This is a genomic window from Nonomuraea helvata, assembly GCF_039535785.1.
GTDB lineage: Bacteria > Actinomycetota > Actinomycetes > Streptosporangiales > Streptosporangiaceae > Nonomuraea > Nonomuraea helvata.
Map to the genome: position 1 here is coordinate 2,012,557 of NZ_BAAAXV010000009.1, position 24,469 is coordinate 2,037,025.

Genomic DNA, 24,469 nt, shown 5'->3' on the forward strand with positions numbered 1-24,469 from the left:
CGGCGGGGGGCGCTCAGTATCGGGACCATGGGTGAGCCTTATGTCGGCGCCAGGACGCCGCGACGGGAAGACGCCAGGCTGTTGACCGGAAAAGGCAGGTACGTCGGCGCGGTGCGCCTGCCTGGCACGCTCCACGCGTACGTGGTGCGCAGCCCCATCGCCCACGGGCGGCTGGTCGGCTGCGACGCCAAGGCGGCCTGGGCGGTCGAGGGCGTGCTCGACGTCATCACCCCGGCCGACGCCGCCGGCCTGAGCCTGCCCTGCGTGAGCCTGGCGCCCGGCCAGCGCATGACGTCGTTCCCGGTGCTGGACGACGCCATCAGGTACGTGGGCCAGCCCCTCGCCGTCGTCGTCGCCCGCACGCCCGAGGCCGCCAGGGACGCCGCCGAGCTCGTCGATCTCTCGCTGGACGAGCTGCCCGCGGCGGTCGGGACGGATCGGGCGATGGAGGAGGGGGCGCCGCTGCTGTACCCCGAGTGGGGCACGAACGTGCTCACCGACTTCACGCTGGGCGACGCGGACTGGGCCTCCTTCGCCGAGCAGGCCGCGCACGTGGTCGAGATGACGTTCACGATGGGGCGGGTCTCGCCGTACCCCCTTGAGCCGCGCGGCGTGGTGGCCTCGTACGCCGACGACGAGCTGACCGTGCACATCTCCTCGCAGGCGCCCCACCACGTGCGCGAGCACCTGGCGGACGCGTTGGGGCTCTCCCACGACCGGGTACGCGTGATCAGCGGCGACACGGGCGGCGGGTTCGGCGCCAAGGAGCACGTCTATCCCGACGAGGCCCTCATCTGCCTGGCCGCGATGCGCCTGGGCCGGCCGGTGAGCTGGTCGGAGTCGCCGGGCGACCGGCTGTTCGCCACGCTGCCGGCGCGGGCGGCCGTGCACCGGGCGCGGCTGGCGCTCGCCGAGGACGGGCGGTTCCTGGCGCTGCACGCCGACGTGGTCGGTGACGTGGGCGCCCATCCCTCCAACGTCGGAATCTCGACCTTCACGGTGACGGCCACGCTGCTGCCCGGGCCGTACCGGTTCGACCGGGTGGCGGTACGCGTGCGCGGCGTCGTCACCAACACCACGCCGACCGGCTCCTACCGGGGCTTCGGCCAGCCGGAGGCGGCCCTGACGAGGGAGCGGCTGATCGACGAGGCGGCACGCAGGCTGGGGATCGACCGGATCGAGCTGCGGCTGCGGAACATGCTGGGGCCCGACGAGCTGCCGTACACCACGCGGGTCTACCAGCGCTACGACTCCGGCGACTACCCGCTCGCCCTGCGGACCCTCCGGGACCTGGTCACGCCCGTCGAGAAGGCCGACGGCCGCAGGCGCGGCATCGGCTACTCCTGCCACGTGGAGAGCACCGGCATGGGCCCCTCGATGGATCTCAAGGCCACCGCGATCCAGGCGGGCGGCTACGAGACGGTGGTCCTGCGGATGGAGCAGGACGCGTCCGTGGTCGTGTCGTCCGGGGTGGTCTCGATCGGGCAGGGCATCGAGACGGCGCTGGCCCAGCTGGCGGCCGACCGGGTGGGGGTGCCGATCGAGCGGGTCCGGGTGGTGCTGGGGGACACGGCGACCACGCCGTACTCGTCGATCGGGGCGATCGCGAGCCGCTCACTGGCGGTCGGCGGCGGGGCGCTCACCCGGGCCGCCGAACAGCTCCGCGGCAAGCTCCTGGCCCTCGCCGCACACCGGCTGGAGGCCGCACCCGACGACCTGGAGATCGCCGACGGCTCGGTACGGGTGAAGGGCGACCCCGCGGCGTCGGTCACCCTGCGTGAGCTCGCCACGTCGGCGTGGCGCGGCTGGGACCTCCCCGACGGAGCCGCACCCGGCCTGGAGGAACGGGTCAGCTACGACCCGGCCGGCTACACGTTCGCCTACGGCGCGCACGCGGCCGCCGTGGCCGTGGATCCGGAGACCGGAGCCGTCGAGGTGGAGCGCTACTGGGTCGTCAACGACGCGGGCGTCCTGGTCAACCCGGCCGTGGTGGAGGGCCAGCTGCGCGGCGGAGTGGCGCAGAGCATCGGCATGGCGCTGACCGAGGAGATCGTCTACACCCCCGAAGGCCAGCCCATCACCGACTACCTGCTGCCGACGACGCGCGAGGTGCCGGACATCGAGGTCGTGATGCTGGAGACCCCCTCGCCGATAACCCCCGGCGGCATGAAGGGCGTCGGGGAGGCGGGCACGATCGGCCCGCCGGCCGCCATCGCCAACGCGGTCGCCGCCGCCCTCCCGGAGATCGCCGACCGGATCACCGGCGTCCCCCTGACCCCGTCCCGCCTCTGGTCCCTGCTCGCGGACGTGCCCTCACCGCCCCGCTGAGGCTCAGGTGAGGTCCTTCAGCTCCTTGCCCGCCTTGGACAGCGCCTGCTCCAGCGCCTTCATCCCGGCGGGCTTGGGCTTCGGAGGCGGCTCCCCGCGCCGGCCTCGCCGGCGGGCGGTGTCGGGGGCCGCGTCGGGGGCCGGCTGGGTGTCGTCCTTGCGCGTGTTCTCTTCAGCACTGCTCATGGCACTGCCTATACCCGTCGTTTCGGGCGGCGGATAAAAAGAATTGCGATTTCTCGCCGAAGATTCGACCCAAAAGCCTTCTTCGTGCGTACACGTTTCGACAGCCGTGTACGTCAACTCATAGGCAGGTCCTCTTGTTGAGCGAAACGCGTATTCGCTGCCCCTCGGTCCGGGAAGCCCGGGAAACACAGGAAAGAGATGCCATGACCATGCTGCGATCAGCTCGTCGGAGCCGGATGCAGTACGCCTGGCCGCTGCACGACGACGCCCGGACGGTTGGTCACGCAAGAGCGATCATCCGCGATGAATTGTCGGCACTCTCCCTTTGTTCGGATCTCGTTGACGACGCCGTCCTCATGGTGAGCGAACTGATCACCAATGCCCTCATGTACGGCGACGGCCCGTACGAACTGGCCCTGCACGTCGATGCCAGGGAGATCATGTGCCTGGTCGTGGACAGCAGTCCGCTGCTGCCGCAGCCGTCGCCACCGGACGTGGGAGCCGAGCACGGGCGCGGGCTGCGGATCATCGCCCGGCTCTCCGACGGCTTCTACGGCTGCCACCCTCAGCGCTACGTCACGCATCCCGACCTGGTCGGCAAGGCGACCTGGTTCGCGCTGCCGCGGAGCGGGGCGACCGGGAACGTGGTGCCGCTGAGAGCGGGGACGTAAAGAGGCGGGATTAAATGTCAGGAAAAATAGGGACTTTCGGACAGAAGCCGGTTAAGGTGTCAGCCGCAAGCTGGGGATGATCTTCGTCGAGGACGGAGCCCCGGCCAGTTCTGGAGGCTGAATGTCAGGCTGGAACCTGCGGACCGGCGCGACGGCGGCGGCACTCACGCTCGCCGCAACCACGCTCGCCACGACAGTGGCCACGGGCACCGCATCGGCGGCCGCCAACGCCCACTACGTGGACTCCGTCAACGGCAACGACTCCGCCGACGGCAAAACGGAGGCCACCGCGTGGAAGACCCTCACCAGGGCGTCGGCGGCGAACCTGGAGCCCGGCTCCCAACTGCTGCTGAAGCGCGGCAGCAGGTGGAAAGGGCAGCAGCTCAGTATCACCGAATCGGGCATCACCGTTGACGCGTACGGCACGAGTGCCGCCAGACCGATCGTCGCCGGGAACACCGAGGCCTGCGTGGACCTGGGGGGCTCCGAGAACCAGGTCTACAACCTGCAGATCGGCCTGCCGCAGGACGACGGTCGCTGCTCGTGGGCCGGGATCAAGGTGCGGGGCAACGACAACGTCGTCGAGCGCAACTACATCACCGGCGCCGCGGCCGGCGTCTACATCGCGCCCAAGGCGGCCAACACCGCGGTGACGGCCAACGAGTTCGTGGACAACAACCACATGAGCAAGAACACCGAGGAGCCGCGCAACGACGACTCGGGTGCGTTCGCGATCCTCGTCCAGGGCGACAGCTCCAACATCGGCTGGAACGAGATCCGCGGCTCGATCGCGTCCAGCTACGACTACGGGATGGACGGCGCGGCCGTGGAGATCTTCCTCGGCTCCGACAACTACATCCACCACAACATCGCGGTGGACAACGAGACCTTCACGGAGCTCGGCACCAGCAGGGAGGTCAACCCGGACGGCAGCCCCGCCGACCCCGACGGCACCTCGGGCAACGTCTTCGAGTACAACGTGATCACCGGCCCCAAGACCGGCGCGGCCCTGGTGACCCGCGGCCCGCAGGAGCCCGGCCAGGACCCCGACCCGAACGGACCCGTGTTCGGCACCGTGTTCCGCAACAACACCGTGTACCTGACCCAGGCCGAGTCCCAGGGCGTGGTCTGCGACGCCGGCTGCACCAACGCCCACCTGTCGATGTCGCAGAACATCATCCAGGCCGTGTGGAAGACCGCCTACGGCCCGAACGTCACCGACAGCCACCACAACGTGTTCTTCGGCGCCCGCCAGCACCAGATGGGCGGCACGAACAACGTCACGGCCGACCCGCGGTTCAACCTCACGGACCCGGACCACCCGCTGAGCCTGCGAGCCGGCAGCCCGGCCATCGACCTCGGCATCAAGAAGTTCAACGACATGGACGTGACCGGGCGGGCGATCGACGGCAGCGACGGCGCCGTCGACGCGGGAGCCTACGAGTACGACAAGTAAAACCTGCGATTTGTCGCCGCCGTCCTCTACTCTCCCGATCAGTTGATCAAGACGGGAGAAGTACGGACATGACCTACCTGGAGCTGTCGGAGGACGGCGGCGGATCGCACAAGTTCTACGAGGTGACCGTGGCGGGCACCAGCGTCACCATCACCTACGGGCGCATCGGCGAGGCCGGCCAGACCAAGGTCACCAACTTCCCCACCGAGGCCAAGGCCCAGGCGGCGGCGGACAAGAAGATCGGCGAGAAGACCCGCAAGGGGTAGGCGCCGGCGGTGCGCGGGGTGCGCCAGCGCCGGGCCATCACCCACAGGACATCGCCAGCACTCGCTCCATCATAACTCCTTGCACTCGCTTGGCGACTTTGGGTATGGTTTGAGCGATCGAACAGGAAGGCGATAGCCAAGCCCATCGGGAGATCGTGTCCTTGTCGGTACAGCTAGGCCGCTGGAACGGCGGTGACAGCGCGTGGAGACTCGAGGTTGCACGAGTCGGTGAAGCGCGAACCCCCGCACCTAAGGGTGACGGGAAGAATCTCCACCGTTAACCCGGTGGAGAGGAGTTCAATGGCTGGACATCCACGACGGCATGCTCGGCGTCTCGGACCGTGCGGGCGGGGCCACCATGATCGACTACGAGGACGAGTTCCAGTGGTCGCGCAAGGGCAGCGGCGACTCCGCCTGGATGGTCAGGTGCGACGACGACTCCGTCTACCACGGGCACTCGAAAGGTGTCGCTCGCTACGACGCGCAGGACGGGATGCCCATCTGGCAGACGTCCCTCAACGAGCAGGTGCTGTTCGGCTGGCAGGAGGCGCACTCCGTCTACGCGGGCACCGCGCGCGGCTCCGTGGGCAGCGTGATCCGCCTGGCCAAGGGCGACGGCCGGATCGAAGCCGTCTACCGGTGCGACGGCTCCGTCTACTCCTGCGCCACCTCGCCCGGCGGCCGCCACGTCTTCGCGGGCGACAACGAGTCATCGGTCTACTGCTTCGACGCCTCGGGCGAGCGGCTGTGGAAGCTCGACACCGGTTGTGGCTCCGCGTTCTCCATGCAGTTCCTGGACGACCGGCTCTACATCGTCACCACTGACGGCACGCTGGCCTGCATCGACGCCAGCGAGGCGGCCATCGCCGCGGCCCGCTCGGGCAGCGTGCCGCAGCCGCTGGACGTCAAGGCGGCGGCCTCGCTGCAGGCGGTCGAGCCATCGGTCACGCTGGAGACCACCACCGACGCGGGCGACGGCGTGGTGGTGGAGTGCTTCCAGGAGGGCCAGCGGCTGCGGATCCGCGTGGTCAGCCCCGGCTACGAGTCCTGGAACGTGCAGTTCCCCAAGGACATCCGCGAGCCGGGAGCCCGCTACCTCGTCGACGGCCTGCGCTCGGCCGGGCGCGGCGGGTTCTACCGCGCGTACGGGGAGATCCGGCGGCTGGTCTGAGACTTCACCCGCGTCTGCCCGGACGGACCACCGCCAGCACCAGCAGGCCCGCGACGAGGCCCGTGGCGGCGCTCGCCCGGTAGACGTCGTTCAGCGCGGCGTACGGGGCCTGGTCACCCTGGTACAGGATGCCGAGCACGGCGATGCCGAGCGCGTAGCCGAGCTGCCTGACCGTGTTGACCGTGCCCGCGGCCATGCCCGCGCGCTGCGGCGGCACGTACAGCATGACAGCGGAGTTGAGCGGGGGGAGGGCCAGCCCCACGCCGAGGCCCGTCACGACCAGTCCCGGCGCCAGCGCGATCGAGGTCGAGTCCTGGTCGAGCATGCCCTGGAGCAACGCGCCCACGCCGATCAGCAGCAGCCCGCAGCCGATCCCGGCGCGGGCGGGCAGCCGGGGGAACAGGCGCGAGACGGCCACCGAGACCACCAGGGAGGTGGCGGCCATCGGCGTCAGCGCCAGCCCCGCGTCCACCGGGCCGAGCCTGAGGGCCCCCTGCAGCCAGATCGAGGTGAAGGCCAGGCAGGCGAACGCGGCCGGCATCAGCAGCATGGCCCCCGCCATGATCCCGCTGTACGACCGGTTGGCGAACAGCCGCAGGTCCAGCATGGGGTGGGTGCCGCGCGTCTCGATGACGACGAAGGCCGCGAGCGCCACCGCCGCCCCGGACAGCGGCACGAGCGCCTGCTTCGCCGTCCAGCCGTGCTGCCCGGCCTCGATGAGCCCGTACGTGAGGGCGCCCGCGGCGACCGTGAACGTGACCATGCCCGGCCAGTCGAGCCGGCCCTTCCCGGGCAGGCGCGACTCCTCGACCGTGCGCAGGGTGAGCCAGCCGGCGGCCAGGCTGATGGGCAGGTTCACCAGGAAGATGGCCCGCCAGTGCAGGTGCTCGGTGAGCAGGCCGCCGAGCACGGGTGCGACGGCCGCGGCGGCGCCGTTGACGCCGCCCCACACGCCGAACGCGATGCCGCGCTGCCTGCCGTGGTAGGTGGCGCTGATGACGGCCAGGGTCGTGGCCATCATGGCGGCCCCGCCCACGCCCTGGACCACGCGCGCCGCCAGCAGCACGCCGCCGCTGGGAGCCAGGCCGCAGGCCAGGGAGGCCAGCGCGAACACGGCCAGCGCCCCCAGGAGCACCTTCCGCCGCCCGGCGTGGTCGGCGAAGGAGCCGGCGGCGAGCAGCAGAGCGGCCAGGGCCAGCGCGTAGCCGTCCAGTAACCACTGGATGCCGGTGAACGTCATGCCGAGATCGGCGGTGATGTGGGGCAGCGCGACCATGACGATGGTCACGTCGACGAGAAGCATGAAGGCGCCGAGACAGGCGGCCACCAGGGGCCACCAGCTGGTCGTCGTCGCCTCGGAAGTCTGGGTCATGGCGACTACGTTCGGGCCTGCCTGCTGATATTCGCCAGCTAATGCGCGGATCTTGGCGTTTTCCCGCGCGGGATAGCCTGTGCTGGTGGAAATCATCGAGCTGGACGAGGTGGACCGGGGGCTGCTGCACGCGTTGCAGGTGGACGGGCGGGCCTCGTTCAGCCACATCGGAGAGGTGCTCGGCGTGTCCGACCAGCGGGTGGCCCGCCGCTACCGGCGGCTGCGTTCCAGCGGCACGGTCCGGGTGGTCGGCGTCGTGGACGGGCGGCGGGTCGGATACGAGTCATGGTCGATACGGCTGCGGTGCACGCCTGACGCGGCGGTCTCGATCGCCGAGGCGCTCGGACGGCGCCCCGACACGTTCTGGGTGCACCTGCTGTCCGGCGGTACCGAGATCTCCTGCACCACGATCCAGCGCACGGCGAAGGAGCGCCAGTCGCTGCTGCTGGGCAGGCTGGCGCGGACGGATCGCGTGCTGTCGGTCACGGCGCACAGGAGCATCCACATGTTCGCCGGCGGCTGGTCCGGCTGGATGGGGAAGGCCGTGCTGTCGCCCGAGCAGGAGGCGGCGCTGATGGCGGGACGCGGGTTCGCCCGTCATGGCGGGGAGGAGCCGATCACTCCTGGGCCCGGCGACGACGCGCTGCTGGAGGCGCTGTCGCGGGACGGCCGCGCGGGCTACGCCGACCTGGCCGCGGCGACAGGCTGGTCGGAGTCGACGGTCAGGCGCCGCATGGAGCAGCTCTGCGCGGCGGGCTCGATCTTCTTCCACCTCGACGTGCTCCCCGCGCTGCTGGGCAAACGGGTGGAAGCACAGCTGTGGATGTCGGTGCCGCCGGCCGAGCTGGACGCGACCGGGCGGGCGCTGGCCGGGCATCCGGAGGTCGCGTTCGTGGGCGCGACGACGGGCCCCGCCAACCTGATCGCCAACGTCGTGTGCGACGACGACACGGCGTTCTACCGCTACCTGACCGAGAGCCTGGGCGCGCTGCCCGCGATCGGGCACATCGAGACCGCGCCGATCATCAGGACCATCAAGCGGTTCGGGGCCGTGCTCCCCCTCTGAGGTTCTGCCGGGATTCACCGCCCTGCGCCGAGCGGCCCGATAATCGAGGCGTGCACCGGCCAACCAGGCGCTCGTTCCTGCGGCTCGGCGGCGTGACCGCGGCCGGGGCGGTCGGTGCGCTGGTGCCCGCCGAGGCGGCGCACACGCCCGACGACTCGTTCGTACGATTACGCCGCCGCTGGCGGGAGGTGGCGGCGGGGGCCGGGTACGACCCGGCGGCGGAGCCGTACCGGACCTGGCTGGCCCGGCTGGGCAGGCGCGCCGCCCGCTACCGTGACACCATGGCCCCCGGCCGGGCCTCGCTCTGGCCGGACCAGGCGTTCCCGTCCTTCGTGGCGACGCCGCGGCGGCTGCGTGACATGGCGCACGCGTACGTGCTGGAGGGCACCGGCCTGACCGGCGATCCGGGCCTGGCGGCTGCCGTCGTGGCAGGCGTGGACCACTACCGGCGGCACGTGTACGCGGCGGGCGCCGACGCGGTGGGCAACTGGTGGCACTGGCAGATCGGCGTGCCGAAGTCGCTGCTCGACACGGCCGTGCTGGTCGAGCTGCCCGAACCGCAGGGCGCGGCGTTGCGGGAGGCGGTCGATCACTTCGTCCCCGAAAGCCGGCTCGGCGACTACAGCGGCACCAGTACCGGGGCCAACCGCGTGGACCTGTGCGTGGTGATGCTGCTGCGGGCCATGCTCGGGTCCGACTACGGCAGGGCCGAGCTGGCGGTCTCCGCGCTCGCGCCGGTGTTCCGGCTCGTCGGGGACGGCGATGGGTTCTACCGGGACGGGTCGTTCATCCAGCACACGTACGTGCCGTACCAGGGCGCCTACGGAGTGACGCTGCTGTCGGGGCTGGCGACGCTGTTCGCGGTGCTCAGGGGCTCGCCCTGGGAGGTCTCCGACCAGAACGTGTTCGACATGGTCGAGCGGTCGTTCGCGCCCTTCGTCCTGGACGGCGCCTGCATGGACCTGGTCCGCGGCAGGGGAGTCGGCAGGAGGCCGTTCGGCGACCACGAGAAGGGGCGGGAGATCGCCGCGGCGGTCCTGCTGCTGGGGGAGAGCGCCCCGGCCGCCGAGCGGGCCCGCTGGCAGGCCATGGTCAAGGGCTGGGCGGCACGCGACACGTACCGGCCGATGCCGGCGCATCCCGAGCCCGCCTTCCACGCCCGGCTGGCCGCGATCATGGACGACGACGCCGTGCCCGCGGCGGCGGAGCCCGTCGGGCACCGGCTGCTGCCGATGAGCGCCAGGGCCGTGCACCGCAGGCCGGGCTGGTGCGCGGCGCTCAGCATGGCCTCGGCCAGGATCGGCCACTACGAGCACGGCAATGGCGAGAACCTACGCGGCTGGCACACCGGCTCGGGAATGCTCTACTGGTGGGCCGAGGGCCACGGCGACCAGTACTCCGACTCCTTCTGGCCCACCGTGGACCCCTACCGGCTGCCCGGCACGACCGTCTCCACACGCAGGCTGCCCGACGGCGCGGGCGAGGCATGGGGCGACACGTGCCCGCCGGGGCGCTGGGTCGGCGGGGCCACCGATGGCACGTACGCGACCGTCGGCCAGCACCTGAACGGGCTGGAGAGCACGCTGGAGGCGGTCAAGTCCTGGTTCTTCCTCGACGACGCGATCGTGTGCCTCGGCGCGGGCATCACCGCGGAGGACGGCGTGCCCGTCGAGACGGTCATGGACAACCGCAGGACCAGCGCTTCTCTGACGGTTCAGGAAGGCTGGGCCCACCTGGACGGCCACGGCGGCTATGTCGTGCGCCGGCCGTTCCGCACGCTGCGCGAGCGCCGCACCGGCGGCGGCGTGACCCGCGACTACGTGACGCTCTGGCTCGATCACGGCGTCGATCCCCGCGCGGCCGGATACGTCTACCTGCTCCTGCCCGGCGCGAGCCAGGAGGAGACCGGCCGCAGGGCCGCCGACCCCGGCTGGGTGCGCGTGCTCGCCAACACCGCGCGCGTGCAAGCCGTCCACGTGCCCTCACTGGGGATCATCGCGGCCAACTTCTGGCAGCCCGTGGCCGTCGGCGGCCTGAGCGCCTCCGCGCCCTGCGCGGTGCTGGTGCGCGACGGCGGCGGCACGGCCACGGTGACCGTGTCGGACCCCCGATGCGACCTCGACGAGCTGGCCGTGACGTGGGCGCGGCCGGTGGCCGGGCTGATCGGCGGCGGCGCCCGACTGACCGGCTCCACGCTCACGTTCGGCGGGCTGAGCGGTCAGGAGGGCGCCTCGAGGACCGTCACCGTGCGGCTCGGCTGAGCGTCACCCCTTCGGCCGCTGGTCTGGCGAGTCGCTCCAGCCGAGCTGCTCCAGCGCCACCCGCAGCAGCGGCTGCCCCTTCTCCACGACCTCGTACTGCAGCAGCTCGGCCGTGTCGCCGTCGATGATCAGCCGGAAGTCGAAGCCGTCGGCCGAGGGCGCGGACAGGGCGACCCCTGTGCGCCCCAGCGCGTCCGAAGACTCTCCCTGCGACGTGATGCCCGGCTGGTCGGCCAGGATCCTGAACAGCGCGGACCGGGTGCCCGGCCGGATCGGCGCGGTCATCAGATCCACTCCGGTCTGCCACAGGTAAGTGGGCTTGTCGGCGTGCGCCATGCGCGGGCTGCGCTTCCAGAGCGCGTCCAGCTCCTGCCGCAGCCCGTCCTCGCCGGTGGGCAGGTCGCGCACGTTCTGCAGGGTCAGGCTCGGGTTGTCGATGGACAGGATCCGGTCGGCGCTGCGGACCGGCGCCGGGGTCTTGGGGTCCACCAGCTCGGGCGAGCCCGCCGCCCGCCAGGCCGCCTCGTCGTCGGGCGAGCCGAACGTGACGCGTACGTCCTGGCTGCCCACCGAGCTGCCGGGCTCGCCCTTCTTCATCGCCCGCCAGGTCTCGCGCGTGTCGGCCGCGTACGCCACGTACGGCAGCTCCGCCGTCTTCAGTTTCCCCACCTTCTGCTCGAAGTCGTCCTTGGCGGCTTCGAGCCGCTTGAGATCGCCCTTGAGCTCCTTCTCCCTCCGCTGCTGCTCCTTGATCAGGCGCTGAATCTGCGCCATGTACTCGCTCGGCACGTTGTGCACCTTCTGGAAGGTGCGTTCGCGGACGTACCAGTAGCGGCCGGACCCGGCCGGCTCCCGCATCGCGGTCGTGGCCGCCGCCAGCAGGAACGAGCGGGCGCTGACAGGCTGGGCGACGACCGGCGGCTGTGGGGCCTTCACGGGTGCGGTGCTCTCACCGGAGCCGGCCACCACGGTGACGGCCGCGGCGAGCCCCGCTGCCAGGGTCCCCGCCATCAGCAGGAACGGCCGCCGCGAGTGACGCGGTCGCCGGGGCGTGGCCAAGGCGCGGGCCAGGTCGGCCGAGCGGCGCCGCCGGTAGGCGTCCTCCGTGAGCTCGTCGAGCTTCGCCGGCCTGAGGTCGGCGAACATGCGGTCGGTCATCTCATCCTCCCCATCGGGTGCTGCGGACCTCGAGGCGAAGCGCCTGGTTCAGGCGTTTGCGGGCGCGGTGCAGCCTGACGTTGTACGTGCGGACCGAACACCCCATGACGGCGGCCGCCTGCTCGGGCGGCAGGCCGTACCAGGTGGCGAACACCATCGCCTCCACGTCCTGCTCCGGCAGGCCCGACAGCGCGGCCAGGGCCGTCTCCCTGTCGATGACGTGCTCGGCGACGTCCCCGCCCACCTGATCCCCGCTGAGCGCGGCTATCCGATCGACCAGCGCCTGGCGCCGATGGTGCGAGTCGCGCTGCTTGGCCAGCATGTTCCTGGCCACGCCGAGCAGCCACGGCAGCGGCGGCTCGGGCAGCTGGTCGAGCCGCCGCCAGGCCACGAGGAACGTCTCGCTGGAGACGTCCTCGGCCGTGTCGCGCTCGGCCCGCAGCAGGGCATAGCCCAGTACGCTGCGGTAATGCCGGTCGTAGAGCTCGGTGAATCGTTCTTCGGGATCGTCCACACCCAGTAGTCCCTCCGAACGCCCCCCGATTACCGCGTCACTCCGGATTTCCTCCCGTACGCGCCCTCCGATACTCCTGCACCACCAGATCGGTCAGCTCCCCGAGCGAGGTCTCCGCGGTCGGCTTGTCGTACGTGATCGTGCCGTGCTGCAGCAGATTGACCCGGTCGCACACCTCCAGGATCTGCGCGTAGTTGTGCGCGATGATCACGATGGACACCTCGCCGCGCGCCTTCAGGTCGCTGACCAGATCGAGGATCAGCGCGCCCTCCTTGGCCCCCATCGCCGCCAGCGGCTCGTCGAGCAGCAGGATGCGCGAGCGCGAGTAGACCGAGCGGGCGACCGCGATGGCCTGCCGCTGCCCGCCGGACAACTTGGCCACCTCGACGTCCACCGACGGGACGCGCACCCCCATGGCCTCCAGGTGCTCGGCGGCCAGCCTGCGCATGCGCCCGTTGCTGAGCAGCCGCGCGAACCCGACGTGCTCCCGTCCCAGGAACATGTTGTGGTAGACGCTGAGCTCGTTGATCAGCGCGAGGTCCTGGTAGACGATGTCGATCCCCAGCGACCTGGCCTGCCGCACCGATCTCAGCGCCACCTCCTCGCCGTCCAGCAGGATCCGCCCCGAGTCCGGCTGGTGGAACCCGCACAGGAGCTTGACCAGCGTGGACTTGCCCGCGCCGTTGTCGCCGATGAGCCCGAGCACCTCGCCCTGCGCGAGCCGGAGGCTGACGTCCCGCAGCGCCGTGACCGCGCCGAACCGCTTGGACAACGACTCGGTACGGAGGACCTCGGTCATGTCCGTCCCGCCCTTCGCAGCCGGGTCAGGGTGACGTTCGCGATCATGGAGAGCAGGATCGCGCCGCCCAGGATGAGGAAGTAGGGGTTGGCGGAGATGCCGATGAGGTTCATGCCGTTCTGGAGCACGGCCAGGACGAGGGCGCCGATCGCGCCGCCGACGATCGTGCCCGAGCCGCCGGCCAGCGCCGTGCCGCCGATCACCGCGGCCGACACCGCGGTGAACATCAGGCCGGTGCCACCGCCGATGTTCGGGTCGATGGTGTGGATCCGGAACGCCTCGATCAACCCGGCGAACGCCCCCAGCGTCCCCCCGATCATGAAATTTCCTATCTTGATGCGTCCGGTTCGTACGCCCGCCTCCGACGCGCCCAGCGGGTTGCCCCCGGCCGCGATCGTGTGCAACCCCCACCTGGTACGCGTCAGCAGCACGTGCACGAAGGCCACGATCACCGCGGCCCACGCGAGATGGGCCCACGGCGCGGCCCCCAGCCACGACCCGATCGCCCCGTCCACAGGCTTGGGGATCTCGGCCGGATAGGCGTGCGACGTGGTGAGCACGATCCCGGTCACGCCGTAGAAGGTGCCCAGCGTCGTCACGAAGGACGGCACCCGCAGCACCACCGTCACGAACCCGTTCCCGAAGCCGATCGCGGTCCCGGTCAGCAGCGCCAGCACGATCGCGGGGACCGCCGGCACCCCCCAGAAGTCGATCGCGTAGTGCATCATGAACGGCGCCAGTGCCGCCACCACGCCGACCGACAGGTCGATCTCCCCGCTGACCAGCAGCAGCACGGTCCCGCACGCGACGATCGCCGTGGGCGCGGCGGCCTGGGTGATGTTGACCAGGTTGTCCCTGGTCAGGAAGACGTCCGTGACCGACACGAAGTACAGCCCCAGAGCGACCGCCACCACCAGGACGCCGGCCTCCCGGTGCCTGAGGAACTGTTCGCGGAGCCTACGCATGGGCGATGGCGCCTGAACGTTCCACCAGCTTCTGCGCGGTGTCGGAGCCCTCGAAGCGGGTCTTGGCGGTCTGGTACGGCCCCACGTTGTCCTTCGTCACGAACAGCAGGCCCGTGTTCGTCTCGGAGGGGAAGAGCAGCCCGCCGGAGAGCTTGTAGAGGTAGAGATAGAGCACCGGCAGGAAGCCCTGCAGGTAGGGCTGCTGGTCGATGGTGTAGTCGAGGTCGCCGGCCTTGATCGCGGCCAGCGTCTCCGGCACGAGGTCGAAGCCCCCGGCCACCTTCAGGCCCTTGCTCCGCATGTTGTACTTCTTGACCGTCTGCCCGATCGACTGGGTCGAGCCCGCGTCCACGGCCAGCATCCCGGCCAGGTTCGCGTGGCCCTGGGCGTAGGCGTCGATGATGGACAGGCCCTTGGTGACGTCGGCGTTCGTACCGACGGGGGTGAACTTGACGGGCTTGCCCGAGTCCTTGATCGCCTGCTGGGCGCCGTCGATCCTGGGCTGGATGTTCAGCGCCCCGGGCGTGGCGATGAAGCCGACGACCTCGCCCGAGTCCACCTGCTGGAGCGCGCGCTGCCCCAGAGCGTAGCCGGACTCGTACAGGCCCTGGCCGACGTACGCCAGCCGCGCCGTGCCCTTGTCGTCGCGGGAGCCGTCCGCGTTGTACGACACCACGGGGATGCCCGCGTCCAGTGCCCGGTTGACCGGGTCGCGGAAGGCCGCCTTGTCCACGACGGCCACCGCTAATCCGTCGGCCTTGCCGGAGATGGCGGTGTTGCACGCGTTGACCATCTCGGCCACGATCGAGTCCTTCGAGCCCGTCCACTGGAACTCGGTGCCCAGTAGCGCGCACGCGTCCTGGGCGCCGTACTGGGTGGGGGTGAAGAACGGGTTCGTGGTGACATGGCAGACCAGCACGAACTTCCACTTGGGCGTGGCGGGGAAGTCCCCGGCCGCGCCGCCTACCGCGCCGCTCGAGGCGGCGGGCTTGTCCGCGCCGGGCGTGCATGCCGCCAGCAGCGCGGCGGCGGCGGCGGACGCGCTGGCCAGCCCGGCGCCGGTGAGCAGTCGCCGCCTGGCGACCTGAGTGAGGTTGAGAGTGTCGACCGCTTCCTCGACCTTGGGGTGAATCTTCGTCATCTGCACGACCTCGCGTTCCTCGGCGGGTCGGTGGTGCGCGGCCCATCGCCCGATCTCCTGATGAATCGCCCCTTTCGCCAGTGAACTCCTTGATGGCGGTCATGTCAGGACACGGTTTGGCGAAGGCCCAGCTCCCGCATGACGAACGCCAGCCAGTCCGTCTGCTGCGCGACGACCGTGCTCCAGCTCGTCCCCCCGTGCCCGGCGTCGGACCAGACGCGGAGCAGGACCGGATGGGGCCCGGTGGTGGCGGCCTGCGTCCTGGCGGCGAACTTGCGGGAGTGCCAGGCCGGGCAGCGGGGGTCGTTGGCGCCCGCGTCCAGCAGGATCGCCGGGTAAGCCGTACCTGATCGCACGTTGTGGTACGGCGAGTAGGCCATGAGCACGGGCGCGTCGGCGGGGTCGGCCGGGTTGCCGTACTCGGGGATGGTGGCGGCGGCGCCGACGGGATCGCGGGCCACCCGCATCAGGTCCAGCTTGGGCGCGCCGCAGACCACCGCCCGCCACAGGTCGGGGCGCTGGGTCGCGGCCACGCCCGCGAGCATCCCGCCGTTCGACGCGCCCTGGAAGGCCAGCCGGTCCGGCGCGGTGACCCCGCTGGCGATCAGGCGCTCGGCGACGGCGTACAGGTCGTCGAAGGTGTTCTGCTTGGCGTGGAGCCGCCCGGCCTCCCACCACTCCAGGCCGAACTCGCCGCCGCCGCGCACGTGGGCGTGCGCGTAGACGCCGCCCGCCTCGACGAACGCCGCCAGCGGCCCAAGGTACGAGGCCAGCTCGGCGATGTTGAAGCCGCCGTACGCGTGGATCAGCGTCGGCCGCGGCTCCGTCCGGTCCAGGTCGGCCCGGTGGACCAGGGTGCAGGGGACGCGCGTGCCGTCTTCGGAGGTGGCCCACACACGGGACGTGACCAGGCCGGGAAGGGTGTTCCTGCCGCCCTGCAGGACAGTCAGCGCTCCCGACTCCAGCTCGTAGTGGTAGACGGTGGGCGACTGCGTGTAGGAGGTGTAGCCGAAGGTGATGGCGTCCTCACAGCCCACGACCTGGTCCATCACGCCGAGCGCGACGACTCCCTGGGCGATCGAGCTCACCGAACCCTGGCCGGGCAGGGGGACCTCGCCGAGCTCCTTGCCGTCCAGGTCGAGGATCCTGACGCGGGATACCGTGTCCACCAGCTCGCCGAGCACCAGCCGGTCACCGGCCAGGGTCACGCCGGTCAGCACCGCGTCGCCGCCGGGCACCAGCTCCGTCCAGGCGTCCCGGTCATCGGGGCGGTCCAGGGGGATGCGGACCAGGCGGCCGCGCGGGGCGCCGGCGGTGGTGACGGCCACGTACGCGTCGCCGACGATCACGCCCTTGTAGAGGTGCTCGGCGTCCGTGACGAACTCCCGCCACTCCGGCCCCTCCTGCCCCTCCTGCCCGGAGCCGTCCAGGCGGGCCAGGAAGTGCGGCCTGGGCCGGAGATGGTCGACCTGGAGCACCGCCCAGCGCCCGTCGCGGGAGATCCTGGGGACGGCGAACATGTGCGGGATGTCCAGCGGCTCAGGTTCGGCCGGCGGCGTCTCCCCGAGCCGGTGGAAGAACAGCCGCCGGCGCAGGGGCCCCGCCCCTGGCGTGTCGTCGGCCATGTAGAAGAAGCCGTCGCCGTCGGGGAGCCAGGCCACCAGGCCGGGTCGCTGCTGGGGCACGCCGCCGAGCAGCACCTTCCCGGTGTCGATCTCGATCACCTTGAGGTCGGGCAGCTCGCGCCCCGCCGCGTCCAGCGAGTACGCCAGCAGGCTCCCGTCCGGCGACGGCTGCGGGCCGATCCGCAGCGGCGTGCCGTCGGACAGCTCGTTCAGGTCGATCACGGTGCGCCACGGGCCGGTCGGCGCGTCGCTCACCTCGTAGACCATCAGCTCGCGACCCTCCGGGATGCGGCCCCTGAACCACCGGGGCCCGTACCGCACGGGGACGACCAGGTTGCGCGCGTCCATCTGCTCGACCAGCTCGCCGACCCTGGCCGCAAGCCTCTCGTGGTCCGGCCAGCCGTGGATGTAGGACCTGGCCAGCTCGTCCTGGGCCTCCTGCCAGGCGAGCACGTCCTGCCCGCCGTCCTCCAGCCACTGGTACGGGTCGTCGAACACCAGGCCGCCGATCTCGTTGTGCTCGGGGCGTACCGGTGTGTCGGGATAACGCATGCGTCACTCTCCGGTCCCGCGTGCGTTCATGGCACGCTGGAGGTAGTCGATGACGGCGGGCAGCTCGTCCGGCTCCAGCCAATCGATCTGGCGGCTGATCCCCTCGCTGATCTCCGGGGCGGCGTCGCGCCACAGCGCCATGCCCGCGGTGCTCAGCTGCCGGCCGACCTGCTCGTCGCCGGGTCGCAGCGGAGCGGCCATGGCCTCCCAGCGGAGGGAGACGGCCTGCACCCTGGGGTCGTCGACGGGCGTGCCCGCCAGCATGTGCCCGCGGATCTCGCGCAGGAGGTCGAGCCATTCGGCCCGGATGCCCTCCAGCCGCTCCTCGCCCAGCTCCACCCGCCGCCTGGCCAGGTGGTCGCGTAGGTCCTGCGCGAAGTACGTCTCGTACACCGAGACCATTTCCAGCGTGGCCATGAACTGCTCAGGGTCCGGCATGACCGACTTGTCCAGCAGCCACAGGAGGCCGCTGACCTGCTCCTTGAGCTGGGTCAGGCGGGCGGCCTGGGTCTCGATCTCGATCAGCTGCGCGTCGAGCAGGCCGCGCAGGGTCGTCAGGTCGTCCTCCGACCCGCTCAAGACCTCGGCGACCTCGTCCAGGGACAGGCCGAGGCCGCGCAGCGCGCGTACGCGGTAGAGCCTGCGCAGGTCGGCCTCGGTGTAGCGGCGGTGCCCCGAGGCCGTGCGCTCACCGGCCCTGACCAGGCCGATCTCGTCGTAGTGGTAGAGCGTCCTGACCGTGACCCCCGTGGCCTTGGCCAGTTCTCCGATGGTCCATCGACGCTTGTCTGCGGTCACGCTCCGACCGTAGGACCTCCCGCCACGGGAGGTTCAAGCCCAGAGAGCCGCGACGCGGGAGACGGCGGCTCGGCCCTGGGCGTAACCGGCCTTGCCGCCGGGTGTGCGGACCTCCGGGTCGAGCGGGTCGGTGCCGAACGCGGCCAGCGAGTCCTCGTCCGGCTCGATCACCTCGACCCTGCCGTCCAGCTTGGCCCAGGCCGGCTCGCCGATGTCGGCCATCGGCGCCAGCACCAGCACCCGGTCGAACCCGGCCGCGAGGTCGGCGTTGGTGCTCGTACGCACGCCGCCGTCCGTGTACCGGACCCCGTCGATGGTCACGCAGGGCCATACGCCGGGCACCGCGCAGCTGGCCGCCACCGCGTCCACCAGCCCCACCCCGGACCCGGGGCCGAACAGCCTGGGCTCGCCGCTGACCGCCTCCACCGCCACGATCACCAGATCGCGGTCCGGCCACTCGTGCACCGGAAGCCGGGCCTCGATCACCTCCCGCCGCCTGGCCTCGCTGATCGTGTCGGCGCCGAGCGCCAGCGTGCCGATCTTCCGCCGCATCTCGGCCGGGTCGGACGTGCCCTCGTAGATCTCCTGGAGCTTCGCCCACAGCTCGTCGATCCGCGTCCCGCTGGGCAGCTCGAGCGTCTGCCGCGCGGGGTCGATCTGCCGCTCGAGCAGCGTGGGGAGCGGCACCCCACTGGTGACCTGCGCGGCCACCGCCGAGCCCGCCGACGTGCCGACGACGCGGTCGGCCCCCGTGACGTCCACACCGCCGTCGGCGAGCGCCGCCAGCACGCCCGTCATCCACGCGATCCCGGCGACCCCGCCGCCGCCCAGCACCAGTGCCCGCTTGCTCATCAGCCCTCCCAGGAGATCCATCTTTCCCAACCCCCGGGCCGCGGGCTCTCTTCCCGAGAGGCGACGTGCCGGGCAGCCCGCGGGAAAGTCATCCCGACATCATGGGGTGACGACCTCCAGATCGCCGGAGTCGCTGGTCAGCTGGATCTGCCGGGCGGCCGAGGGATCGTTGGCCGCCGTGATGCGCTTGCCGCCCGAGTCGGTCTTGGTGACGATGTTGTACGGCCCCTGCGGCACGTGGATCGAGATGCTGCCGGAGTCGGAGGAGGTCACGACCTTGTCGGGCTGCCCGCCGAAGGCCAGCTCGACATTGCCCGAGTCGGTCTCCGCCTCGACCTGCTTGGCCGCCAGATCGCCGGCCTCGATCGCCCCGGAGTCGGTACGGGCCTTGAGCTGGCCGGACAGTCCCTTCAGCGTCAGGTCCCCGGAGTCGGAGCTGACATCGACGCGGAGCCCCTTGGGCACCTCCACCTTGTAGCTCACGTCGCAGGAGGTGGCGGCGCTGCCCAGCCCCCAGGTGGTGGTGCACTTGAAGGCCAGCGCCAGCGTGTCGCCCTGCACCTTGTGGCTGGTCGCCGGCTTGTTCTTGCGCCAGCTGAGCTGCTCGGTCACATGGATGCCCGTGCGGTCCGACTCCACCACCTCGACGGTGCCGGAGTCGGCTTCGACCCGCACTCCCGCGACCTTGTCGGTCACGTCGTACGACGCGGTGTCCTCGTTAGGCGGACCGGCGAGGCCGCACCCGGTCAACAGCGCGCCGAACCCGAGAACCCCCGCGATCATGCCCGCTCTCTTCATCCCCATGGCCCCCAAGTCTGGGCCATCCGGGCGTACCCGGGCGTCGGGGAAGCCCCTGAGCGGACCCTGAGGGCATCCCCAGGGTCACCACCCCAGCTCGTCGCAGCCCTTGTGGTCCGCGGGCTCGACCTGCAGGGTGGCGTGCGCCACGCCGTGGCGCCGGCGCAGCAGGTCACGGGCCTGGTCGAGGACCGCGTGGTTGTCGGCCGGGTCGGCGGTGACCAGGTGCGCGGTGGCGACGTTCATGCCGGAGGTGAGGGTCCACAGGTGCAGGTCGTGGACGCCGCGTACGCCGTCGAGCGCCGCGAGGTCCGCGCCCACCGCGGCCGCGTTCATGCCCTCGGGCACGTGCTGCCCCAGCACCGCGAAGACCTGGCGGCCGAGCCAGATCGCCCGCACGGCGACGAAGACGCCGATGGCCAGCGCGACCAGCGTGTCCCAGTACGGCTGCCCGGTCGCGGACACCAGCCAGCCGGCCACGATGACGCCGACCGACCCTGCGGTGTCGGCCACGACCTCCAGGTAGGCGCCCTTGACGTTGAGGCTCTCGCCGGCGCCGGCACGCAGCATCAGCAGCGCGACGAGGTTGACCACCAGACCGAGGGCGCCGACCACGAGCATCGGGCCGGAGGAGACCTCGGCGCCTCCGCCGATGCGGACGACGGCCTCGGTGACCACGTACAGTGCGACGCCGAGCATCATGACCACGGCCAGCAGGGACGCGAACACCTCGGCCCGGTACGAGCCGTAGCTCCGCCTGCCCGTCGAGTCCGGCCGGGTGGCGATGCGGGTGGCCACCAGCGCGGCCCCCAGGGTGACGACGTCGGCGGCCATGTGGCCGGCGTCGGACATCAGCGCCAGCGAGCCCGAGATCAGCGCGTACGCCAGCTCCACGACGAAGAACGAGCCGATCAGGACGAAGGAGACCCCCAGCCGCCACCGGTGACGGCTCCCGGCGTGCCCGTGCCCGGCGCCCATCAGGTGTTCCCGTCGCGTTCGGGATGGACCGCCTCGGTGTGCTCGGTGTGGGCGAGCGCGAGGTCGAGCAGCATCCGTACGTGCGGGTCGGCCAGCCGGTAGTACGCCATCCGCCCGGCGCGCCTGGCGACGACGATGCGGTGGGCGCGCAGCAGCCGCAGGGCATGGGACACGGCGGACTCGCTCTGGCCGGTCACGGCGGCCAGGTCGCACACGCACAGTTCGCCGTCCAGGAGCGCCACCAGCAGCCGCAGCCGGTTCGGATCGGACAGCAGGCCGAAGACGTCGGCGGTGTCGGCCAGATCCTCGGCCGCCGGCATCCGCTCGCACACGGCGGTGACCCGCTCGGCGTCGACCACCCGCACGGCGCAGCCGTCCACCGACACGACCCGCTCACCTGAAGAGGTATTCATATGAGGTGTTCTGCTCCCATCGGCCCGTCTCAAACGCCGGCGAGCTGATCGATCACTCGTCGCGGGCGTCGAGCAGGTCCAGGTAGCCCTGCACGGCCTCCCACAGGTGATGCTCGGGATACCGGCTCAGGCTGCGATGCCGCCTGCGCCACTGGCGGTCCCAGTACGAGTCGCGCACGGCCCGCAGATGCTCCAGCGCCGCCTCCAGCTCGCCTGCGGCCGGTGCGCGCTGCTGCGGCGGGGGCGCCGCCGCGCCCAGCTGGTCGAAGCGGCGCTCGGCGAGCGCGTCGAGCACCTCCTTGTCCGGGCCGTCGAGAGACCAGAACCGGACCGGGTCATGGATGCGGTGGTTCGACACCGGGTCCTGATGGGAGCGCCACCAGTAGGCGATCCCGCCCTGGTCCAGCCGCAGGAAGTCGACCAGCCACGCGGTGCCCGGCGGATGCGTGCCCCAGCTCACCTCCTCCGGCGGGAGGTTCAGCACCAGGACGATCTCGAGATGATCGATCGGGTCGGCTCCGGACAGCAGGTCGCCGAACACGTGGGCCTCGCGCAGGAACGGCTCGTCGGCCGGCACCCGCCGGGTCTGCTCGCACGCCTGGGCGAGCTGCCGCAGCCGCTCCACCGCTCGCCGGTATCTCATGACTCCCGCCGCCCTCCCTGCGCTGGACTCGCGACCAGCGTACGAGCTCGCACTTGAGAAGCGGGTCCACGGGTGACTACCGTTCCTCGGTGATCACCCTGTCTGATGTCCTCGCCGCCGCGGCCGCCGGGCACGTGCCACCACCGGGGGCCGGTCCCACCATCGTCCCGCAGCCGTCTGCGCGCGACGCGGGAGTGATCGCCTTCACCGCCCACAATGTGATCTTCGCCGACCTCGACGAGGACTGGATCCGATCCCGGCTCCCCGATGGCGACCTGTCGGCACCGCTCAACCCGCCGTTCCTCAGAGACCTGGAAGAGCGTCTGGGACGCCGGGTCGGCAGCATCGACATGCTCGCCCTTGCCGTCCCCAGCGCCGGTCGCCCGCCGATCGAGCTGATCGAGGTCACGGACACGGCTCATCCGCGTGTCGAGCGGGCCCGCCGCTACCGGGACGACGTACGCGTCTGGACCTGCTCCGGAGGGCTTCTGGTCATCGGGCGGGGCGTGGCCGGGCGGTGGGAGGCCGCGATCGAGGTGGATCCGGGAGCCCAGGGACGCGGGCTGGGCCGGACCCTCGCCCGCGCGGCCCGGCATCTCACCGCACACCCGCTCTGGGCCCAGATCGCCCCGGGCAACGCCGCGAGCGTGCGGGCGTTCCTCGCCGCGGGCTACGTCCCGATCGGCGCAGAAGCGCTCCTCGTCCCACCGACGGCCTGACCGGGGGCGGGGCTTACTCGTCCGGGGGGCGCGTCAGGCGGACGCAGCACTCTCCGGGCCGGGGGTCCAGGACCGCTTCGACGCCGGTGGCCTGGAGGCCGTCGAGGTAGCCGGCCAGGAAGCCGTGGTTCATGCCGCAGACCAGGTCGGGGGCCTTGGCGGCGAGCGGGTGGAAAGGGCAGTTGCGCAGGCGGATGTCCGTGGGACCGGTCCGGTAAGGCTCGAAGCCGTGCTGGTCGAGCATGCGCTGGCAGAAGGTCAGGGCGCGCTCGGCGCCGAGCCTGCCCGGGCGGGACCGGTCGCGCTCGTCGCCGCCCAGTCGGTGCCCGCGCTGCCGGGCGGTCCTGATCGCCGCCTCACTGCCTGCCTCGCCGTCGCGCTGGGTCAGGACGGCGTCCAGGAAGAGATCGGCGAGGAACGCGTGCCGCCGCTCCGGGATGGTGACCCGGATCTCGGCGTCGCCCGGCAGATAGACCTTGGGCCGGCGGCCCACCTTGCGCACGCCCTCCGGAGCGGCGTAGTCGGCGCGCAGCAGACCCGCCGCGACCAGCTTGTCCAGGTGGAACGCGGCCAGCTTGCGGGAGATGCCCACACTGGCCGCGGCCTCGTCGCGGGTGACGGGACGGCCTGCCCGGCGGATGAAGTCGAACATCTCCCGGCGCGACTCCTCGCCCAGGACGCTGACGATCGCGACGTCGTTGGTGGTCACCCAGCCAAAGTACCTCCAATCTCCACGGGTGATAACCGCTGGCTTGACGGCTCAGCCTCAATAAGACCAACATTGATTAGCGAAACTCCGCTGGAGGGGACAGTCGTCGTGGATGCTGCCAAGAAGCCGGTGAGCCCGGCCCTGGCCGGACCGTACGGGCACCCGTACCACCCGATCCTGGTCACCGTGCCCATCGGCGCCTGGGTGTCCAGCCTGGTGTTCGACATCGCCGCCCAACTCGTGCGCGATCCGGCGTCCCTGGTTCAGGGGGCGCGCTGGTTGATCGCCATCGGGGTGATCGGCGCGGTGGTCGCGGCGTGCGTGGGCGCGCTCGACCTGTTCGCCATCCCCACCGGCACCCGTGCCTTCCGGACCGCCGTGCTCCACATGAGCCTGAACCTGCTGGTGACTCTCGCCTACGCCGCCAACTTCCTGTGGCGCTCCGACGACCGGCCGGAGCCGGGGATGCTCGCGCTCAACGCCGTCAGCCTGGTCGTCCTCGGGGTCGCCGGATATCTGGGCGGCAAGCTCGCCTTCCGCTACGGCGTCCGCGTCGTCGACGAGGACACCCAGGCCGAAGGTTTCTCTCAACCGAAGTAAGAGGTGTTCCATGGAAATCGCCGCACTCGTCACCTGGGTCATCACCGCGCTGGGGGGCTTCTACATGCTCGCCGGCTGGCTGTCCAGAGGCGGCGCCAAGCAGGGGAGCGGCAGCCGCCTGCCGGTCCCGGTCATCTTCGGCCACTTCGCACTGGCCGCCATCGGCCTGGTGGTGTGGGTCGCCTACCTGATCATCGACAGCCACGCCCTGGCCTGGACCGCGCTGATCCTCCTGGTGCCGGTGGCCGCGCTCGGCTTCGCGATGCTGGCCCGCTGGATCCCCACCCGGCGTGTACGCGCCACGGTCCCCGCAGGACAGCAGTCGGCCCCGGCCGAGAGCAACTTCCCGGTGCCGGTGGTCGTGGCCCATGGCGTGCTCGCCGTCGTGACCGTGGTCCTGGTGCTGCTCACGGCCATCGTAGGCTGAC

At 71.3% G+C, this 24,469-nt stretch carries 25 protein-coding genes; 10 read left to right on the top strand and 15 right to left on the bottom strand.

Annotated features, from left to right (window positions below; genetic code table 11):
* Nucleotides 1-27 precede the first annotated feature (27 nt).
* Nucleotides 28-2,328 (top strand): xanthine dehydrogenase family protein molybdopterin-binding subunit, encoded by a 2,301-nt coding sequence (locus ABD830_RS42750; RefSeq protein WP_345000247.1) that lies wholly within the window; start codon nt 28-30, stop codon nt 2,326-2,328.
* Between the two features lie 3 nt (nt 2,329-2,331).
* Here ABD830_RS42750 and ABD830_RS42755 read toward each other — a convergent pair whose 3' ends face one another.
* Nucleotides 2,332-2,514 (bottom strand): hypothetical protein, encoded by a 183-nt coding sequence (locus ABD830_RS42755; protein ID WP_345000249.1) that lies wholly within the window; start codon nt 2,512-2,514, stop codon nt 2,332-2,334.
* 236 nt (nt 2,515-2,750) lie between these two features.
* On the opposite strand from ABD830_RS42755, the gene ABD830_RS42760 reads away from it, so the two are divergent.
* The 4 genes from ABD830_RS42760 to ABD830_RS42775 all read left to right on the top strand — a co-directional run bounded on the left by ABD830_RS42760 (nt 2,751) and on the right by ABD830_RS42775 (nt 6,078).
* Nucleotides 2,751-3,185, top strand: coding sequence for an ATP-binding protein (locus ABD830_RS42760; protein WP_345002239.1), 435 nt, complete (start codon nt 2,751-2,753; stop codon nt 3,183-3,185).
* A 121-nt stretch (nt 3,186-3,306) separates the two neighbouring features.
* Nucleotides 3,307-4,641, top strand: a complete 1,335-nt coding sequence (locus ABD830_RS42765) for a hypothetical protein (RefSeq protein ID WP_345000251.1) — start codon at nt 3,307-3,309, stop codon at nt 4,639-4,641.
* Between the two features lie 68 nt (nt 4,642-4,709).
* A complete protein-coding gene (locus tag ABD830_RS42770) occupies nt 4,710-4,907 on the top strand; it encodes a WGR domain-containing protein (protein ID WP_345000253.1) in 198 nt (65 codons plus the stop codon).
* Between the two features lie 322 nt (nt 4,908-5,229).
* The gene (locus ABD830_RS42775; protein WP_345000255.1) at nt 5,230-6,078 is read left to right on the top strand and encodes an outer membrane protein assembly factor BamB family protein; all 849 of its coding nucleotides are present in this window, start codon (nt 5,230-5,232) and stop codon (nt 6,076-6,078) included.
* Nucleotides 6,079-6,082: 4 nt separating this feature from the next.
* Here the strand turns inward: ABD830_RS42775 and ABD830_RS42780 are convergent, their stop codons facing one another.
* Nucleotides 6,083-7,450 carry an MFS transporter gene (locus ABD830_RS42780; protein ID WP_345000257.1) on the bottom strand — a complete coding sequence of 456 codons (1,368 nt, stop codon included), beginning with the start codon at nt 7,448-7,450 and terminating at the stop codon, nt 6,083-6,085.
* An 85-nt stretch (nt 7,451-7,535) separates the two neighbouring features.
* Between ABD830_RS42780 and ABD830_RS42785 the strand changes: the two genes are divergently transcribed.
* The gene (locus ABD830_RS42785) at nt 7,536-8,516 is read left to right on the top strand and encodes an Lrp/AsnC family transcriptional regulator (RefSeq protein WP_345000259.1); all 981 of its coding nucleotides are present in this window, start codon (nt 7,536-7,538) and stop codon (nt 8,514-8,516) included.
* A 50-nt stretch (nt 8,517-8,566) separates the two neighbouring features.
* Entirely contained in the window at nt 8,567-10,777 is a 2,211-nt protein-coding gene (locus ABD830_RS42790; protein ID WP_345000261.1) for a polysaccharide lyase 8 family protein, read from the top strand.
* Nucleotides 10,778-10,780: 3 nt separating this feature from the next.
* Here the strand turns inward: ABD830_RS42790 and ABD830_RS42795 are convergent, their stop codons facing one another.
* From ABD830_RS42795 to ABD830_RS42850, 12 genes are all read right to left on the bottom strand, one after another.
* The gene (locus ABD830_RS42795; RefSeq protein WP_345000263.1) at nt 10,781-11,935 is read right to left on the bottom strand and encodes a CU044_5270 family protein; all 1,155 of its coding nucleotides are present in this window, start codon (nt 11,933-11,935) and stop codon (nt 10,781-10,783) included.
* A gap of 1 nt (nt 11,936) precedes the next feature.
* The gene (locus tag ABD830_RS42800; RefSeq protein ID WP_345000266.1) at nt 11,937-12,449 is read right to left on the bottom strand and encodes an RNA polymerase sigma factor; all 513 of its coding nucleotides are present in this window, start codon (nt 12,447-12,449) and stop codon (nt 11,937-11,939) included.
* A gap of 37 nt (nt 12,450-12,486) precedes the next feature.
* Nucleotides 12,487-13,248 (bottom strand): ATP-binding cassette domain-containing protein, encoded by a 762-nt coding sequence (locus ABD830_RS42805; protein WP_345000268.1) that lies wholly within the window; start codon nt 13,246-13,248, stop codon nt 12,487-12,489.
* On the bottom strand, nt 13,245-14,213 hold the full coding sequence (locus tag ABD830_RS42810) for an ABC transporter permease (protein ID WP_345000270.1): 969 nt from the start codon (nt 14,211-14,213) through the stop codon (nt 13,245-13,247). Before ABD830_RS42810 ends, ABD830_RS42805 begins: the two co-directional genes overlap by 4 nt.
* A complete protein-coding gene (locus ABD830_RS42815) occupies nt 14,206-15,354 on the bottom strand; it encodes a sugar ABC transporter substrate-binding protein (RefSeq protein WP_345000272.1) in 1,149 nt (382 codons plus the stop codon). Before ABD830_RS42815 ends, ABD830_RS42810 begins: the two co-directional genes overlap by 8 nt.
* A 104-nt stretch (nt 15,355-15,458) precedes the next feature.
* Nucleotides 15,459-17,531: a prolyl oligopeptidase family serine peptidase gene (locus ABD830_RS42820; RefSeq protein WP_345000274.1), complete on the bottom strand. Its 2,073-nt coding sequence runs from the start codon at nt 17,529-17,531 to the stop codon at nt 15,459-15,461.
* A 3-nt stretch (nt 17,532-17,534) separates the two neighbouring features.
* Entirely contained in the window at nt 17,535-18,329 is a 795-nt protein-coding gene (locus tag ABD830_RS42825) for a MerR family transcriptional regulator (RefSeq protein ID WP_345000276.1), read from the bottom strand.
* A 33-nt stretch (nt 18,330-18,362) separates the two neighbouring features.
* On the bottom strand, nt 18,363-19,181 hold the full coding sequence (locus ABD830_RS42830) for a patatin-like phospholipase family protein (RefSeq protein ID WP_345000278.1): 819 nt from the start codon (nt 19,179-19,181) through the stop codon (nt 18,363-18,365).
* 99 nt (nt 19,182-19,280) lie between these two features.
* Nucleotides 19,281-19,985, bottom strand: coding sequence for a DUF4097 family beta strand repeat-containing protein (locus ABD830_RS42835; RefSeq protein ID WP_345000280.1), 705 nt, complete (start codon nt 19,983-19,985; stop codon nt 19,281-19,283).
* A gap of 78 nt (nt 19,986-20,063) precedes the next feature.
* Nucleotides 20,064-20,957 (bottom strand): cation diffusion facilitator family transporter, encoded by an 894-nt coding sequence (locus ABD830_RS42840; protein WP_345000282.1) that lies wholly within the window; start codon nt 20,955-20,957, stop codon nt 20,064-20,066.
* Entirely contained in the window at nt 20,957-21,370 is a 414-nt protein-coding gene (locus tag ABD830_RS42845; protein WP_345000284.1) for an ArsR/SmtB family transcription factor, read from the bottom strand. The genes ABD830_RS42840 and ABD830_RS42845 overlap by 1 nt, the downstream gene beginning before the upstream one ends.
* 52 nt (nt 21,371-21,422) lie before the next feature.
* Entirely contained in the window at nt 21,423-22,013 is a 591-nt protein-coding gene (locus tag ABD830_RS42850; protein WP_345000286.1) for a DUF7711 family protein, read from the bottom strand.
* Between the two features lie 89 nt (nt 22,014-22,102).
* Between ABD830_RS42850 and ABD830_RS42855 the strand changes: the two genes are divergently transcribed.
* Entirely contained in the window at nt 22,103-22,732 is a 630-nt protein-coding gene (locus ABD830_RS42855) for a GNAT family N-acetyltransferase (RefSeq protein ID WP_345000288.1), read from the top strand.
* A 13-nt stretch (nt 22,733-22,745) separates the two neighbouring features.
* On the opposite strand, the gene ABD830_RS42860 is transcribed toward ABD830_RS42855, so the two are convergent.
* Nucleotides 22,746-23,441, bottom strand: a complete 696-nt coding sequence (locus ABD830_RS42860) for a helix-turn-helix transcriptional regulator (protein ID WP_345000290.1) — start codon at nt 23,439-23,441, stop codon at nt 22,746-22,748.
* 108 nt (nt 23,442-23,549) lie between these two features.
* Between ABD830_RS42860 and ABD830_RS42865 the strand changes: the two genes are divergently transcribed.
* On the top strand, nt 23,550-24,041 hold the full coding sequence (locus ABD830_RS42865; RefSeq protein ID WP_345000292.1) for a DUF2231 domain-containing protein: 492 nt from the start codon (nt 23,550-23,552) through the stop codon (nt 24,039-24,041).
* Between the two features lie 10 nt (nt 24,042-24,051).
* Nucleotides 24,052-24,468, top strand: a complete 417-nt coding sequence (locus ABD830_RS42870) for a hypothetical protein (RefSeq protein WP_345000294.1) — start codon at nt 24,052-24,054, stop codon at nt 24,466-24,468.
* Nucleotide 24,469: the final 1 nt, after the last annotated feature.

What these genes read in the sequence shown, in the direction of transcription:
- ABD830_RS42830 (WP_345000278.1), bottom strand. Translation starts at nt 19,181, where the DNA reads ATGAGCAAGCGGGCACTGGTGCTGGGCGGCGGCGGGGTCGCCGGGATC.
- ABD830_RS42765 (WP_345000251.1), top strand. Translation starts at nt 3,307, where the DNA reads ATGTCAGGCTGGAACCTGCGGACCGGCGCGACGGCGGCGGCACTCACG.
- ABD830_RS42820 (WP_345000274.1), bottom strand. Translation starts at nt 17,531, where the DNA reads ATGCGTTATCCCGACACACCGGTACGCCCCGAGCACAACGAGATCGGC.
- ABD830_RS42835 (WP_345000280.1), bottom strand. Translation starts at nt 19,985, where the DNA reads ATGGGGATGAAGAGAGCGGGCATGATCGCGGGGGTTCTCGGGTTCGGC.
- ABD830_RS42870 (WP_345000294.1), top strand. Translation starts at nt 24,052, where the DNA reads ATGGAAATCGCCGCACTCGTCACCTGGGTCATCACCGCGCTGGGGGGC.
- ABD830_RS42840 (WP_345000282.1), bottom strand. Translation starts at nt 20,957, where the DNA reads ATGGGCGCCGGGCACGGGCACGCCGGGAGCCGTCACCGGTGGCGGCTG.
- ABD830_RS42770 (WP_345000253.1), top strand. Translation starts at nt 4,710, where the DNA reads ATGACCTACCTGGAGCTGTCGGAGGACGGCGGCGGATCGCACAAGTTC.
- ABD830_RS42755 (WP_345000249.1), bottom strand. Translation starts at nt 2,514, where the DNA reads ATGAGCAGTGCTGAAGAGAACACGCGCAAGGACGACACCCAGCCGGCC.
- ABD830_RS42805 (WP_345000268.1), bottom strand. Translation starts at nt 13,248, where the DNA reads ATGACCGAGGTCCTCCGTACCGAGTCGTTGTCCAAGCGGTTCGGCGCG.
- ABD830_RS42775 (WP_345000255.1), top strand. Translation starts at nt 5,230, where the DNA reads ATGCTCGGCGTCTCGGACCGTGCGGGCGGGGCCACCATGATCGACTAC.
- ABD830_RS42750 (WP_345000247.1), top strand. Translation starts at nt 28, where the DNA reads ATGGGTGAGCCTTATGTCGGCGCCAGGACGCCGCGACGGGAAGACGCC.
- ABD830_RS42810 (WP_345000270.1), bottom strand. Translation starts at nt 14,213, where the DNA reads ATGCGTAGGCTCCGCGAACAGTTCCTCAGGCACCGGGAGGCCGGCGTC.
- ABD830_RS42795 (WP_345000263.1), bottom strand. Translation starts at nt 11,935, where the DNA reads ATGACCGACCGCATGTTCGCCGACCTCAGGCCGGCGAAGCTCGACGAG.
- ABD830_RS42845 (WP_345000284.1), bottom strand. Translation starts at nt 21,370, where the DNA reads ATGAATACCTCTTCAGGTGAGCGGGTCGTGTCGGTGGACGGCTGCGCC.
- ABD830_RS42760 (WP_345002239.1), top strand. Translation starts at nt 2,751, where the DNA reads ATGCAGTACGCCTGGCCGCTGCACGACGACGCCCGGACGGTTGGTCAC.
- ABD830_RS42815 (WP_345000272.1), bottom strand. Translation starts at nt 15,354, where the DNA reads ATGACGAAGATTCACCCCAAGGTCGAGGAAGCGGTCGACACTCTCAAC.
- ABD830_RS42850 (WP_345000286.1), bottom strand. Translation starts at nt 22,013, where the DNA reads ATGAGATACCGGCGAGCGGTGGAGCGGCTGCGGCAGCTCGCCCAGGCG.
- ABD830_RS42780 (WP_345000257.1), bottom strand. Translation starts at nt 7,450, where the DNA reads ATGACCCAGACTTCCGAGGCGACGACGACCAGCTGGTGGCCCCTGGTG.